Annotated in this window: 12 protein-coding genes; 2 read left to right on the forward strand and 10 right to left on the reverse strand. The window is 31.4% G+C overall.

The features are described 5' to 3' along the window. The first annotated feature begins 19 nt into the window (after positions 1–19). Positions 20–880, forward strand: coding sequence for an SdiA-regulated/phytase-like domain-containing protein (locus tag OIU83_RS20795; protein ID WP_264208186.1), 861 nt, complete (start codon positions 20–22; stop codon positions 878–880). Here OIU83_RS20795 and OIU83_RS20800 read toward each other — a convergent pair whose 3' ends face one another. Next, positions 881–4615 carry a metallophosphoesterase gene (locus tag OIU83_RS20800; RefSeq protein ID WP_264208187.1) on the reverse strand — a complete coding sequence of 1245 codons (3735 nt, stop codon included), beginning with the start codon at positions 4613–4615 and terminating at the stop codon, positions 881–883. Between the two features lie 25 nt (positions 4616–4640). Between OIU83_RS20800 and OIU83_RS20805 the strand changes: the two genes are divergently transcribed. Next, positions 4641–5822 (forward strand): Pycsar system effector family protein, encoded by a 1182-nt coding sequence (locus OIU83_RS20805; protein ID WP_264208188.1) that lies wholly within the window; start codon positions 4641–4643, stop codon positions 5820–5822. A 1-nt stretch (position 5823) separates the two neighbouring features. Here OIU83_RS20805 and OIU83_RS20810 read toward each other — a convergent pair whose 3' ends face one another. The 9 genes from OIU83_RS20810 to OIU83_RS20850 all read right to left on the reverse strand — a co-directional run bounded on the left by OIU83_RS20810 (position 5824) and on the right by OIU83_RS20850 (position 16319). Further along, positions 5824–8193 (reverse strand): GAF domain-containing protein, encoded by a 2370-nt coding sequence (locus OIU83_RS20810; protein ID WP_264208189.1) that lies wholly within the window; start codon positions 8191–8193, stop codon positions 5824–5826. Between the two features lie 146 nt (positions 8194–8339). After that, positions 8340–9398 (reverse strand): nucleoid-associated protein, encoded by a 1059-nt coding sequence (locus OIU83_RS20815; RefSeq protein ID WP_264208190.1) that lies wholly within the window; start codon positions 9396–9398, stop codon positions 8340–8342. 62 nt (positions 9399–9460) lie between these two features. Then, positions 9461–9820 (reverse strand): four helix bundle protein, encoded by a 360-nt coding sequence (locus tag OIU83_RS20820; RefSeq protein ID WP_264208191.1) that lies wholly within the window; start codon positions 9818–9820, stop codon positions 9461–9463. A 117-nt stretch (positions 9821–9937) separates the two neighbouring features. Further along, entirely contained in the window at positions 9938–10477 is a 540-nt protein-coding gene (locus OIU83_RS20825) for a plasmid pRiA4b ORF-3 family protein (RefSeq protein WP_264208192.1), read from the reverse strand. Between the two features lie 281 nt (positions 10478–10758). After that, positions 10759–12339: an MDR family MFS transporter gene (locus OIU83_RS20830; protein WP_264208193.1), complete on the reverse strand. Its 1581-nt coding sequence runs from the start codon at positions 12337–12339 to the stop codon at positions 10759–10761. A gap of 72 nt (positions 12340–12411) precedes the next feature. Further along, a complete protein-coding gene (locus OIU83_RS20835; RefSeq protein WP_264208194.1) occupies positions 12412–13491 on the reverse strand; it encodes an HlyD family secretion protein in 1080 nt (359 codons plus the stop codon). A 12-nt stretch (positions 13492–13503) separates the two neighbouring features. Next, positions 13504–14832, reverse strand: coding sequence for a TolC family protein (locus OIU83_RS20840; protein WP_264208195.1), 1329 nt, complete (start codon positions 14830–14832; stop codon positions 13504–13506). After that, the gene (locus OIU83_RS20845; protein ID WP_264208196.1) at positions 14822–15451 is read right to left on the reverse strand and encodes a TetR/AcrR family transcriptional regulator; all 630 of its coding nucleotides are present in this window, start codon (positions 15449–15451) and stop codon (positions 14822–14824) included. The genes OIU83_RS20840 and OIU83_RS20845 overlap by 11 nt, the downstream gene beginning before the upstream one ends. 184 nt (positions 15452–15635) lie before the next feature. Then, complete coding sequence (locus tag OIU83_RS20850; protein ID WP_264208197.1) at positions 15636–16319, reverse strand: 2'-5' RNA ligase family protein; 684 nt, start codon at positions 16317–16319, stop codon at positions 15636–15638. Positions 16320–16508 lie beyond the last annotated feature (189 nt).

Below are 16508 nucleotides of genomic sequence, written 5' to 3' on the forward strand. Positions count from 1 at the left end.
AATCTTAATTTACAATTATATGAAAAATTATATCTCAATCATTCTTGCATTTATATTATTAGCTTGTCAGCAAGATTCCAGCGTATTAAAAACGCTATATTCGCTGCCTAAAAAATTAAAGGAAGTTTCCGGAATTACTTATTTTTCTGAGACTGGTATACTTTGGACTTTGGAGGATAGCGGTAATGCTAACAAAATTTATGGATTAAATGCTCAAGGTAAGATTGCAAAAACGATAGTAATTACAAATGCTACAAACGTAGATTGGGAGGATATTACAAAAGATAAAGCGGGCAATTTATATATTGGAGATTTTGGTAACAACGATAATATTCGCAAGGATTTATGTATTTACAAGGTTGATAAATCGGCTTTAGGGAATGAAAATGCTGTTTCGAGTTATAAGATATCTTTTTCATATCCGGAACAAAAAGAATTTCCACCTAAGAAAACAGAACGATTTTATGATGTAGAAGGTTTCTTTGAATTCAATAATAATTTCTATTTGTTTACAAAAAACCGAAGTAAAAATTTTGATGGAACTGCTTTTATTTACAAGATACCAAATACGGCAGGAACACAAAAAGCAACATTAATAGGTACGTTTAAAACATGTAGTAACTACAACCATTGTGCTATTACTAGTGCGGCAATTAGTCCTGATGAAAAAAAAGTAGTTGTTTTATGTCATGATAAAGTGATACTTTTTCAAGGATTTCAAGGTGATCTTTTTCATAAAGGAACCCAAACGGAAATTAGTTTAGACCACTTTTCTCAAAAAGAAGCTATTGTTTTTAAAGACAATAAAACATTGATAATTGCCGATGAAAGAACTAAAAAAGTAGGAGGGAATGTATATGAATTAAGCTTGGGGAAATAATTAAAAACCAAATCCTATCCCAAATGCTATTCTGGCTCTCTCGTCCATACTCTTAAAATAAGTAATTCTGGCTGTAACTACATTCAATCCGCTTAACCATAATCCACCTCCAACAGATTGATGCCATTTTTCGGAATCTTCACCATTGAGCCAGACGCGACCATAATCAAATCCTCCCAAAATTCCATAGGACATTGGGATGATACTTTTTCTTATGCTGCCTAAGCTCCAGCGAATATCGCTACTTTGATAAAAAGATTGATTCCCTAAAAAGCGCTGATTTCTATAACCTCTCAGGTCATAATCTCCACCTAAAGTTGCGCCTTGGTAAAACTCAAAATTATTATTAAATAGTATTTTTGATTTGATAATGGTTGCAAAAACCACTTTACCATTGGAATCAATTTTGTGATTAAAATTAATTTTACTTTCCAGAGTAGGGAAATTTTGTTTTGTGTTATCCAGATTCGTTTTCCAGCTTCCAGCTACTGAGAAACCAAATCCCATACTAGGGAATGAAGGGAGGTCGTAGTTTTCATAACTATATTTAACGGTCGCTCCTGCATATTGCTGACTTTCGAAAACTTCGGGGTTTACAATTCCAGGTACGTTAATTAAACGGTTATTGGTTTCTTCAACTTTTAATCTCTCAAAAGTCGTTGAGAAATTAATTTCGCTACCATATTTTCCAATTTTTTTGATAGATGGACTTACTTTGAATGTTCTAAGGCGAACACGATTGTAATCCATTCCAAGTTCCTTATCGTTATTTACGGTTTCATTACCAAAACCAAAATAGTTTATAGTGAAATTTGGACTTGTTAAAACTGATTGAATATCAAAATCCCATTTGCCTAAAACTCTTGGGAAATGACCATCATAAATAAGCTCATATCCACTAGTTGCAAAAAAATAATTGGCTCTTAAAATATGCTTTTGTGTATAAGGATTCTGATTGAATTTATTTACTGTATAATTTGCTATAAAGCCTAGTTTTACTCCATCATCGGGGTTGTAACCTCCAAATGGTAAACCAGAGAAAGCATTATATTTTACTTTTTCATAATCATAAAGATTTGTTTGGTAATCATCTGTAAGTGCAACTTTGGTTTTAGAATCTAAATCGTAAGTATTATTCTTGGATTTGAAATCATAGATTTTAACTCTTTTTCCATTTTTAACTATATAAGAATCATTATTTTGTCCGCCTATTAAACGAATGTTTATTCGAGAATTATGATCCCCTTTTACCTCAAAAACATCATCATCATCCAATCCGTAAACCCAAATATTTTTGGTTTTACCAGCTATGAAATTTTTAGTGTAAATTAATTCGTCACCACTTTTTTTAATGCGATATACCTCGACATCAAGCTTGTCTTTTGCTTTATGCGTAATTATAAATTTATCTTTTTTATCTGTTCCAACTATTAAAACTGTTTTTTGGAGCACTCTGTAATATTCATGCGCATATTCCTGAAGTTTCTTTTTTCTTAGTTTTAATTTATGTTTGATGTCTTCGATAGTTTCATCTTGAACCTCTCTTGGTAAATTGTTAAAAGCGGTATCAATATCGGCGTCTGTTAGGTTCTCTTGAATATATTTGGCTTGACCGATCCAGTCTTCTTCATTTGCGGTTTTTAGGAAAGCAATATCCTGTGGATAAGGTTCACGATTGAACCATTTTACATTTGTAATATCATCTTTAAAAGTTTGCATGTGGCGTAATGCCGGCATATGCATCAGGAGAGAAAGTAATGTCCCATCGTATTTAGTAAAAGCCTGATCGCGATCTCTAGGGATTGGTTTGTAAGTTGTTTTTTCACCATCTTTATATACGCCCCAGCGCCATTGGTCACTATGTCTATCCCAATCACCAATTAACATATCAAATAATCGTGCTTTTATATATTCTTTTTCATCAACAGTATATTTTTCATCCTTGTGAATATTCTTCATCACATCATCTGTACTGATGATGTCAAGGGGATTCCCGAAAGTTTTCAGGCTTATCTGATTACTTGCAGGACGTTCTTCGACCATGTATAATTCATCACCAAAATTATAGTTAAAGCCTTTTAATGTAGGTTGTTTAGGTATGTAATACAAAACAGGATTAGTATGCGATACTCCAATTTTATCTGCCAGATTCCCAACTGCAAATGGTGTATAAGGATGTGAAGTTGTATAAAAATCGAATAAAAAGTTTTCGGCATATGTTTTATCAAATTGGCTTTCTATAAATTGATCTTTAAATGCTACTGATTGTAAAAAACGGGATGCACTTTTCTTTAAAGCTCTCATAACATATTCTTTTCCGTCTTTATCTACAATTCTTAATGATTTAGATTGATGTCCACCACCTTCTCGCGTAGGTTTAACTCCACCAAAAAGGGTGTCCAAGGAAAGCGTTGTGGCTTCTATTGGTAAGCTGTAATATTTTCTGTAATGTTGCCCGAATAAAAACTTATGTACAAGACTTTTTTGTGTCATCTCAGGCGAATAAATGGATGCTTTGGTAATCGCATTAAATTTACTGGGTAAATTCTCATGGTAAACAGTATCTTTTACCGTGATGATATTTTGATCAAATAAGAGTTTTTCTTTGTTGTTTTCGTTGCCATAAAAAGCAAGTCTGGCATCTCCGTTTTTGTAAAGAGTTAATGAAGCATAGCCATTGCCGCCATATGAAAAATCATTTGGGTATACCGCTTTAGCAGCCTCAGATTTTGATCCGGCACCACTAATAATCTGTTTAATGCCACTATTATTGATGTATTGTAAGTTATGGTCGTGCCCCGAAACAACAATAACATTATCCTGACTTTGTAATAATGTTTTTACTCGTTTTGTAAAAAGTGTGTACGTTTTATTTTGTAGATCCTGTGGGCTTATTCCAGATGTTTTTCGGATAAGATTTATTAATGAACCAATTACCGGAAGAGGAATTTTTTGTTCCAAAGGATATAATTGTTTTTTGACAGAGAATTGACCTCCATGTGTCCCATTACTCATTAATGGATGGTGAACAGCGACGATGACCGTTTTGCTTTGGTTTTTATTTAAAATACTCTCTAATTCATCAAAAAAAGCTTCACGAGTTTTAATATCGCAATTGTCGTTCATTGTTGGGTTATCATCCCAATCTTCTAGAAACCATTGACTGTCAATTGTAATTAAGGTTGTTTTTTTGTTTATTTTTAATTCCTCGATTGCGCAGGTTTTTTGCGGTAAGAATGCTTTTTTATCATTTAGATATGTAGTTACAAATTTTGATTGGCGTTCCATACCTTTAATTCCGCTATACCAATCGTGATTACCAGGAATAAATATTGTTTTTCCGTTATACCCTTTAGTCAATTCTAACTGATTTGTTAGTTTTTTTTCAGCAAGAGCTTTTGCTTCGGGATCATCTTTACTCGGGAATCCTTTTGGATAAATATTGTCTCCCAGAAATAAAAGAGTTGTATTTTTGTTTGAGTTTTCGAGTCTTTTATGTAAAAGCTCCAGCGTTTGTTGTGCTTGTTCTTCATCGGCATTACCAGCATCTCCAACTAAATAAAAAGTATGGGCAATTTTTGTAGTATCTGCTACGTTTTGAGAAATAGGATTTTTGACTTCTTTTCCAAATTGTGTGTGATGTGTAGCACAGGATTGAATTAAAAATATGGCAGAAATTACAATCAAATATTTGTTAATCTTATTTGTAAAATGATTATCCGAAAACAATTTCATAATTTAGTAGTATAAAAATATGTTTATGACCCTATTAGAGCAGTCCGAAGATTTTGTTTATAACTTACTCAAAGATAAACTTTCTATTTTATATTCATACCATAATTTCAGCCACACTACAGATGTTGTATGTGCAGTAAAAGAGTTATGTGATAATGAAAATGTAAGCGATCAGGACAAAGAGATGCTTTTGGTGGCTGCTTGGTTTCATGATACAGGGTATATTAATGGCTCTGAAAATCATGAAAAAGAGAGTATTAAAATCGCAACCGATTTTTTTAAAGATAAAAATAAGCCTTCAGATTTCTTAGATAAAGTATCCAGTTTAATTGCGGCAACAGCTAAGTATTATGAGCCAAAAACGCATTTGGAGAGGATAATTAAGGATGCCGATTTTGTACATATTATCAGCGATGAGTATGTATCTACTTGTGAACTTTTACGATTAGAATGGAAAAACACCGAGAATAAACTGTTTTCAAATAAAGATTGGGCAATATTAAATCTGGATTTCTTAGAAAATAAACATCAATTTTATACAGATTATGCTAAAGCAAATTGGCAACCCTTAAAAGAGAAGAATTTAAAACGGATTCATAAAAAAATAAATAAGCAAGATTCAAAAATGGCAGATGAGCTGAATAATGTTCCTAAAAAGAAGAAGGATAAAGTAGAAAAACCGGATCGAGGTATCGATACTCTTTTTAGAGTAACATTGGGTAATCATACCCGATTAAGCGGAATAGCCGATAGTAAAGCCAATATTTTATTATCTGTAAATGCTATTATAATTTCGATAGCACTATCTACAATTATTCCAAAATTAGATAGTCCTAAGAATGCGCATTTAGTGATTCCAACTTTTATAATGCTTATATCTAGTGTTATAACAATTATTTTTGCAATACTTTCTACAAGACCAAAAGTAACAACCGGAGTCTTTACCAGAGAAGATATCGAAGCCAAAAAGATTAATCTATTGTTTTTTGGGAATTTCTATAAAATGCCTTTGCATGAATATGAGTGGGCAATGAATGAATTGATGAAAGATAAAGATTATTTATATGGGACTATGATTAAAGATTTATACTATCTTGGGATAGTACTAGAACGAAAATACCGTTTACTACGTGTTGCTTACAATCTTTTTATGATTGGTATTATCATTACGGTATTGGCATTTGTAATTGCTTTTAGAACGCTTTAGCTTAATTTAGTTCATCTAATAAATCCTGATATGTGATTTTTTTAGCCGGTAAAACGTTATTTATAACTTTTACACGAATAGCTCTTAACCCAGATACACCTTGTAAATCTTCTACTTCAAATTGCTCTATTTGTGGTTCAAGTATTTTCTTAAACTGTAAATATTTAACGTATTTTAAGTACTCAGCCTCTTCACTGGCATGGGAATATACAATTGTTATTTTTTCTTTTTCGGTAATACGTTCTTGTGAGTTTTTGATGTGAGCTTTATCGATACGTTTTTTTACAACTTCATATCTTGCATTATAAGTTCCATCTACATCAAAACGTTTTTCATCCATTCGGAAGCGAATAGAAATAGGGGAGCTAAATACTAAAATTAATGATGTAACATCTAGCTCGTAAGGCAATGAAGCTTTAAGCTGATGATGTTCCAATTCCATTTCGCATAATGTTTGTAATTGCCACAATCTTAAATTGTGCAAATACATTATATCAAATGGTTTTGTAGGCGCTATCGAAGCCCCGATATATAAGTTATGTTCTACACCATCAGTTTTAAATCGCTCATAGTAATGAGGATATATTTGTTGTGCTTCAATTTGTTTTTTGTCCAGAATAGCAGCTAGTTTTTTATTGATAATAGACATTGCATTATCAAATTTCTTTCTTTCCTGATAAAATAAACCAGATTTCTCGTCTAGACTTTTAAAGTATTTTTGTTCCAGTTTTTCGGCTTTCGAATTGCTTTTCGTATTTTTTAAAATTGGATGAATTTCATCTTCAATATAACGTTGGATATGTTGTTCCGAATCTGCTTTTAATGGAGAATCAAGTTCTTCGAGAAGTGATTGTAATTCGAATTTTCGCTGTTCTAAAAGAATTAGATTTGAATTTTCTTTTTGATTATCAAAAATTTGCAAAAGCATTTCCAATTGATTTTTTAAATCATGCTTTACAGTTTCATTTCGATGTTCGGATGAGCCTTTAATGTCAATTTGCCCATATAAAGGGAAAACTTCTTTGAATACAATCTCTTTAAAAATATAATCTTTTGTGTGATTGTTGCTTTGAAAATATTTTTCGGATTCTCTTCTAAATTTCCAGTAAACACTCGGATGGATAGTAGTATATTCTCGTTGAATTACTGCTTCAATCTGATGTTGCATATCGGTATTGTATCTTTCTATCGTATCTATTAAATACGGTAGAAATAAATCTAACTTAGTTGCATTTATAGTATTAAGTACTCTTGGATTTGAAGAAACTAACTCTATAACTCCCAATAAAACATTGTCTTTCATAACAGGAGCAAAAATACAACTGCTGATGTTTTGACTTCGCAGGAGTTCACCAAGTTTTACATTCTCATTTTGTTCTATAAATTTCTCCACATTCGAAATTATTAAAGGTTCTTTATTCTCTAACAGGTTTTCAAATGAACAACCAAATAATGCGTTTTTACAATCCATTTCATGGCTAAAAGGCAATAGAAAACTAGTTAACTCTCTATCATCTTCTAGTTGATGTGGTTTTATGAATTTTTCTTGTTCGGAATTGTAAATTAAGAAGCCAACTTTAAGATCTGGGATTTTAAAAATAGATCTAAATATACTTTCAATATCTTTACCGGTAGTCGCTTTTTTGGTATCTGATTTTAATAAATTACTTTTTAAATTGGAAATCGCATTCTCTGTTGTAGCATCAAATAAAATAATAATACCAAAACCTTTTAAAATCCAGCTTCCTACCGGGAATTTTTCTTTCCATAAGGTAATATCATCATAATTATCTATTAATAAATCGATGTCTTCCTGTGTTAGTTTTGGAGCAATTTCAGTAGGAATTATTTCTAAAAAATCGGCATTATATAAAATACGGTAATGATTTAAGATTCCATCAGAATCTGGAATATCATAGAAAAAAGGCTTGTTGAAATCAATATTCTGTTTGTAATATATAGCCAATATTAAGCAACAATTACTGATGTAAAATTGCTGATCATCAAAATCACGAATAGTTATGTCAAAATTTGTTCCGGCATCCTTCAGGATTTTTTTGAATCTTTCTGTATAGTTAAATGTAAAGTTCTGAAACGGAATCGTAACAGCTTTAATTTCGTTATTTGTTAATGCAGTTGGGAATAAATCTGCTAATAAATGATTGATTAAAGTTTCATGTTTTTTAATCACCGAGAAGTCTTCAATCCCGGTTCTGAATTCTGGAATGTTTTCTACTTCCTTTAAAAGTGCCTTCGCATAATTTGAGCGGTAATCAATATCTGATTGCGCAATTTCTTCTAAAGATTGAATAAGCTTATGGAATGAAATCAGTGTTTTAAACGGACTTTCATTGAATAAATGATATTTCATCGGAGTATTATTTATTGGAATGCAAAATTACTAATAAACAGGGTTTAAGCAGTCAGTTTTTGGTTTTATTTTAATCAAAAGCCCCAATTACATATGCAATTGGGGCTTTGATTTTAAGTAAGTGTAAAATTGAAAAAGAACAAAAACTAGCTCTTTTCTTCTTTATTGAAGTAAACTAAATAGTAATACATTTGTTTCTCTTCATCCCAACCTTTTTCTACAAACTTCTCAGCACTTTCTGGATTGATAAAATCCATCTTGATTTGGATATGTGTGTCTAGATTGATAACATTTTTAATTGATTTTCTTGCATCACTTACCGCAGCGTTGGCAATAGGGAAGGAGGTAATATCTTCGATACTGTATTTTTCTCCCTTATCAACTTTATAGTTTTTAAACTCCGGAATTAAATCTGGATTGTCTAATACTTCATTCAAAAAGTTAGTTTCTTCGAACTGATCATTTTTTGCAAAATAATTCACAGATCTGTTCATGAACATTACTTCTTCTTTTTTATCTTCTGCCGGAAGAACTACATCTTTTGCAAAGTTCTGACAGAATTTTAAGTATTTTTTAGTAATAAAGTTTTCATCTTCAAATGCATCAACAGATAAAAAATGCTCTAACCAGTAACGCGCATCATAACGGTTACTATCTACAGTTAAAATTTTATATCCTTCTTCTTTTTTGTAATTAAAAATCAGACATCCTTTATCAAGCTTGTTAAGGTTTATACCTTGCTGCAATATCATTTCAAGGTTACTGTCTTTTTCTTCAAACTGTAAAAAGTCTGCTTGTAATTCACTTTTAAAAATTCCAATTGCATCTACAACATTATTGTCGATACTTAAGTTGGTTAAATACGTTACATAAACCTCACCGTTTTTAATGTGTGGATGGTTTGATTGTTCGTATAAATGTGTGGTAATCCTTTTTGAAACTTCCTGTAAATTTCCTGGATTATCAAAAATCTCAGTAGCATATTTAAACATGTCGTTATAATCCAAATCGACTTCATGTGCAAACTGGTAATAGTTTTCTTCTTTTTCTCTAAAAGGTTTAAAGAAGTATTCTTTTATCAATGGAACAATTTCATCATTTAAGTTAAATGGTTGGTCTGATAAAAAAATAGCTTCGTTTCTGCTCTTGTTTCCTACGCGGTGAATCGCAAGCGTGTCGATGTGGGTGTTGAAAAGGTTTATCATTTTTTTAAGGTGCTTAGTGGGAAAGGTTTAAAGTAGTAGCAAAGGTTCAAAGGAACAAAGGTTTAGTTTCGTTCTTTTATTTTTCGAATAAATGAGCCTAACATTCGTTCTATTTCTTTGCTTTCTCCATTTATTTTGTGAAATTGAATTTCGTTTATGTATTTTAAATTGAATGAGATTTCAAGCTGAGTCTGTATTTCGAATAATGATGAAATTGAGATATTTAAGAAACGCAAATAATCATTATTTCCATTTCGACCATATCCTTCAGCTATATTACTGGGTATTGATATTGAACTCCTACGAATTTGTGAAGTTAAACCATAAATTTCTTCTTTGGGGAATGAACTTGCAAGCTGATAGATTTCGGTAACTAATGCCATTGATTTTTGCCAAATCAAAAGGTCTCTAAAAGTATTCATAGATTTATATTTAACAGGTAAATATAAAGAAAGAATATTCTTGATTTTTTAAAATCGTAAGATTTAAAAAAAAACCTCTGAACCTTTATTACTTAGGACCTTTGGACCTCTTTTTAACTAATTCCAATTCTCTTCAAATCCATAATCTTCAAAACTATCGTCTCCTTCGAACATATCTAAATCATCTTGATCAAGATCATCTTCAAATTCACCGTATATATCATCGTGCATATCTGCTTCGAAGTTTTTCTCGCCAGAGTCATCAGGCATTTCACCATGAGAGAAAATAGTTTCTGGGTAAGTATTACCAATAACCTGATCTTCTATTGCGGCTAATTCAACCAAAAAAGTCCACATATGAATAAAATCGTAGACATATATAATTTTAGTATTCTCTTTATCTAATATATCCGATAGAGTATAATCACTCATCGTTTTTTGTTCACCAAGAACATCTCCGGTATCAAAAAGTGGAATTTCATCCTCTTGATTCCAAGTTTCATCGCAGGTATAAAATGAAGCTACTTCCATTCCGTCAAAACCAAAAGAATTGAAGATGGCGTTGTGTAAATCTTCTAAAGTATCTTCTTCAAGAATTGCTATATCTCTAAAAATATCTTCTTCTGCATCTAGAATTACTCTAAATTTATAAACCATAACTTAACTTTTTTTTTGTTTTTTATTGCTACTAAAAAGCAAGTGCAAATATACTCGATAATTATTATTTTACAACGAAATAAAACTTTATTGTATTTTGGAAAGCCACATATTTATCCATATTATAGTTAAAAAGTATGTGGTTAGTTTTTATGAATTACTACTGATTTTTATTCTAAGCTCCTGTATGTTATAATAAAAAACCGTTGTAAAAAACTTTCACAACGGTTTAAAAAAATATTTAAAAATAAACTCAAATCGTTTATTTAATGTTTCACATATTAATGCATTGCATCGGCTGGGTTTATCTTGTTTTTCCCTTTTTTGATTAAAAGAATAATAGGAATACAGCACAAAAACATAATACCTAAGTACATAAATATATCCATGTATGCCAAAACTGTACTTTGTTTCATTACAGAATAATCAATTACCTGATATGCTTTATTCAAAGCCTCATTGGTACTAAATCCTTTAGACATAAATCCCTTTTGCAAAATTGCAACTCTTTGTTGTACTTCAAATTTACTTGCGTCTAAATGAGATACTAAATCTACACGGTGTTTCTGACTGAATCTCGTAATAAAAGTGGTGATAATTGCAATACCAAATGAACCTCCTAATTGTCGCATCATTCCGGTAAAAGCGGCACCTTCACCAATATGTTTTCCTTGCAAAGTAGAAAGTGATAATGTTGTAATAGGTACAAAAAGTAATCCTAAACCAATACCTCTTAAAATTAGTGGCCAGTATAAATGCTCAACTCCCGTATCTGGTGTCATATTATTGTACATCATAAAGGTGAAGAAGAAGAAGACTAAAAATCCAACTCCTACCATATATCCCTGAGGAACTCCTCGCTGGATTAATTTACCAATAATAGGCATCATAAATGCAGTTGTAATCGATCCCGGAATTAATAATAATCCTGCATCGGTAGCCGTCCATCCTAAGACAGATTGTGTGTAAATTGGGATGATTAATGTAGACCCATAGAGCCCAAATCCGAGGATAAAACACATTATAGTTCCTATCCGTAGGTTTCCATCTTTAAGAACACTCAAGTTTACAATTGGGTACTTATAGGTGAGTTCTCGCCATATGAATAGCACTAATCCAAAAACGGTTACTACACTTAATGTTACAATCAATGGATCATTGAACCAATCGTCTTGCTGTCCATGTTCCAGAACGAATTGTAAGGAACCAATAAAAGACGCCAAGAATATTATTCCCCACCAATCGACTTGATTGGCTTTTAGTTTCTCTCCATATTTTGGACTTCTTACAAAAGAAAGTGCCAAGATAGTAGCAATAATCCCTAATGGAATATTAATATAAAAAATATAAGGCCAAGAATAATTATCTACTAAATATCCTCCTAATGGAGGACCCAAAGTCGGTCCTACAATAACTCCCATTCCGTAAATAGCTTGTGCCATTCCACGTTTTGCAATGGGGTAACTTTCGGTTATAATGGTCTGCGCAGTAACTAATAAAGCACCACCACCGAGTCCTTGGATAAATCGGAAAGCAATAAGTTCCCAAATATTGGAGGCATTACCACATAAGAATGAGGACATGGTGAAAATTATTATTGAGGTTACAAAATAATTTCGTCTTCCAAATTGTTGTGACAACCAACTAGTCATTGGGATCACAATAACATTTGCAATAGCATAAGCAGTAATAACCCATGCAACGTCTGTTAATGTGGCACCGAGACTTCCTCTCATGTCGGTTAAAGCTACGTTTACGATAGTTGTATCTACTATTTCCAGCAAAGCACAAAGTACTGCGGTTATCGTAATTAAAACTCGTCTATAGCCATATTCTACTAAATCATCTTCTACTTTTACCATTTTGTTGTATTAGTATGCTTTTCTAAAATGAATGTATGATCCTTTCCAAGATAATCTTGGTAAGTGTGATTTTTATTTTATATGTACATCTACATCTACGTTCATTCCCGGTCTCAATAATTTTACCTTTTCGATATCATTATCAGCGTCCAAGTTGATTTTTACAGGTAATCTCTGAATTGTTTTTACAAAGTTTCCAGTTGCGTTATCAGGAGGAAGTAAAGAAAAACGTGATCCTGTTGCTGGAGAAAAAGAAGTAAGCGTTCCTTTAAATTCATAATTAGGATAAGCATCTACTTTTAAAGTTACTTTTTGACCAATAATCATTTTGTTAAGTTGTGTTTCTTTAAAATTAGCTACAACCCAAGCTTCAGAATTATTGATGATATAAAATAAAGATTGTCCTGGTTGAACCAATTGTCCTGGCTGAATATCAACTTTAGAAACCTGACCATCAATTGCAGCTGTAACTACAGTATATGATAAATTTAATTTAGCAACATCCAATTGTGTTTTTGCTTTTTTGATATTTGCAGCAGCTACTTCAGTTTGTTTGTCTGTGGCTTTAGATTTTGCCTGAATAACCGATTTTTGAAAAGCACTTGCTTTTTCTTGTTGTTGTAAAATACGTACTTGGTTTTCTGCTTCTTGTTTAGCAGTTAATGCATTTTCGTACTGTTGTTTTGTAATCGTATGTGTTTTGTACAAGTTATTGTAACGGTTGTAATCATTTGTTATTTGTGCCAATCTAATTTTAGCACTTTCAATGTTACCACCAGCAGATCTTACATTTGCATCCGAAACCGAAATATTTGCAAGCGCACTACCAATATCAGCTTTTGCAGCTTCATATGAACCTTCAGATCCTAATAAAGCAGCATTTGCTTCATCAATTTTTAATTGGTAATCTCTTTTATCTATTGTAAATAAAGTATCTCCTTTTTTTACAAAGTCATTATCTTTTACATAAACCTTACTTATATATCCCGATACTCTAGGAATGATTGGGTTCATTTTTTTCTCTATTTGAGCATCATCCGTTTCTTCGTGAGCAAGAGAGTGCATATATTTGTAGATTCCGTAAGATCCACCAACTACAACCAAAAGAACTAATATTATTATAAATTTGGTATTTGTTTTTTTCTTTTCCATGTGGGCTATCGATTATATTTTTGTAAGATTGAATGATTGTGATAATTGTCCTGTTGCCGAAAGCATTTCGTAATATCGCTGGATTATATCGGCTTTTGATGTTGCAGTATTCACCTTAGCACTAAGATGTTCAACATCGGCTTCCAGTAAATCGTTGGTATCAGCAAGACCGTTATCGAATTTATCCTTTAAGATTCTATAATTTTCCGAGGCTTGTTCTAATGCTAAGTCATAAACAGAACTTTGTTTTAGAGCCAAATTATAATCTTCAATTGCTTTTTGTACTTCTACTTTAATGTAATTGGTTAAAATTTCTTGTGAACTCTTAGCTTCATCTGCTTTACTTTGAGCTTGTTTTATATCAGCTCCTTTTTTTAATATTCCGCTAAGATCATAAGAGATACCTACTCCAAAATTCATTGCATTTTGTACAGTAAGAATGTTTCTAACATCAACTGCAGCATAACCACCCAATAATGAAATAGAAGGGTAATAAGCACTTTTTGCCATTTGTATGTTAGACTCACTTGCTTTTTCCTGATAACGCAATGCTTCTAAATCTTTACGATTTTCTAAAGCTGGCTGCTCATTTGAAGGAATATTATCTGTTTTAAAATTGATAAAATCACTTTCTCTAACATAAAGCTTAGTTGCAGGATCTAATTTAAGCAACGTAATCAAATAATAATTAAGAATATTCAGATTTTTATTTGCCTCATCTATAGATAATTGGATTTTAGAAACCAATAATTGTGACTTCAATAAATCATTTCTAGGGATGATACCGTTTTTCTCTAATTCGATAAAATCAGTTACACGCTGTTTAGCTTGTTTTTGATCTTCATCCAAAAGTTCAATTGTTTTTTGAGCTTTGTATAAATCAGCATAATAATTTACAACTCTTAAAGCAATATCTTCTTTAGTTTTTAATGAATTGGCAATTTCGGCTTGGTATAAATTTTCAGATAGTTTAATACTATTCTGAATTTTAAAACCAGAAAATATCGGTAAGCTTGCGGTAAGTTGCCCCAACATTAATTGATCTACATTAGGAACTGACGAACCTGAAGAATTGTCTTGATTTATTTTTAAATTTACATCTGCACCGGCTAATCTTTGGTATTGTCCAGATGCTTTTAAATCAGGATATTGATTGTTTTTAGTAGATCTTAGTTCGTACTTCTTAGTGTTGACCTTTGTGTTTGCCAACGTGACTTCGTCACTCTTCTCCCATGCTATTCGCACAGCATCGTCCAGGGTAAGACTCGTTTTTTCTTGAGCTTCTATCGAGGAAATTCCGATTAAGAAAATCCCAAAGAGCATAAATGGATTAATTTTCATAAACAAGTAAGGCTTTTATAGTTTGTTGAATGTGTTTTGTTAAATTTGTTTTTATGTAATCGTTATATAAAGTTTCGGTATTTAAATTTAATACATTTTCAAAGAAGATTTTGTTCATATGAAAATGGAAAAAAGTTCCTAAAATAGTTGGAGTAATTAATGGAATAATGACATCTTTTCGGAAAACGCCTTTATTCTGACCTTCTTTTATAATGCTTTCTAATGATTTAAGATTGCCCTTTTTTAACTCCGTAAAATGATTTAACGTTTTTTCTCTCTTCTTGGATGTTAATTCAAAATGCATAATCCTGAAAATTCCTCCATTACAATTAATCTTAGTGATATAAAGTTCAATTAACTTATTTACTTTATCAATAGGTTCTAAATCTTCCTCTAGTAAATTTTCTAATTTTAATTTTAAATCCGAAGTTCGATATATAATTAGCGATTCAAGTAATCGCTCTTTGGAACCAAAATAATACGAAACCATGGCAATGTTAATTTTTGCTTCTTTGGCAATATTTCGTATCGAAGTTCCCTCAAATCCTTTCTCAGAAAAAAGCTTTTCTGCAACCTCGAGAATCTGAATTTTTTTCTCGTTTAATTCGATGTTTGGCATAGTTGATTTTCTAATCGGGTACAAAATTAAACAAGTGTTTAATTTAAACAGCTGTTTAGTTTTTATTTAACATAATATTAACTAAAATAAAGCATTATAAGTGAATGTTTATTTTGTTATAACATATTGTGTTTTAGTTAGTTAGATTAATTATAACGATATAGCTTATTTTGGTGTTAAGGAATTATTTGATATTGAAATCAGATAAATGTTTTACAAATTCCTTTCTTTGGTACCAATCATTATAGACTAATTCAAGTTTTTTAACTTCAAATTTTCCGAAGTTATAATCACGGTATTTATACAAGATTTTCAAGAATAAATTCTTGTTATTTATTGGTTTTCTGAACCGTACAACTGTTAAATGTGAAGTAAATAACGAATAGCGTTTGTCGATACTTTGTTCTAGTGTAGTTTGTTTAAATGCTGTACGGAGATTGTCGCGTAAATCATTTATACTCGTATCGCTTGGAAATCCCTGAATCATAACTGCCGAAGGTGAGGCAGTTATTCCTTGTAGATTAATTGCTGATTTGTTTAAACCAGTAATACATTTATTAATTACAGCAACATAATCTTGTATCGTAATGTTGTTTAAATCAAAACCATCATAACAAGATATAATAGACATTACTGTAATGTGGATATCCGAATTGGGATAATAATATTGAGAAGCATCAACTTCTTTTAATTCATTTAAAAAAAGTTGAATGTTATTTTTAATTTCTTCTGTAGGTCGAATTAGTAATGTAATCCCTAAACGGCTATCACTCAAATCATCTATTTGTGTATCGATAACATAATTGTCATTCGATATTTTCTCACAGGATTCTGTGAACAATTTAGTATAATGAGTGGCTAAATCCATTTTGTATCGATGTTATTCAGAATAAATTGTGTTTAATTCTTTGCGGAAGGGACGCGGATAAAACTGATTCGCCGAGGCGAAAACGCAGATAAAAACAGATTTCTTTTTATTGTTTTTAAAAATCCGTTTTTATCTGCGTCTTTACTTTAGTAAATCAGTGTAATCTGCGTTCCATTATAGACAATCTAG

Origin of the sequence: Flavobacterium shii (assembly GCF_025847235.1) — a bacterium.
GTDB lineage: Bacteria > Bacteroidota > Bacteroidia > Flavobacteriales > Flavobacteriaceae > Flavobacterium > Flavobacterium shii.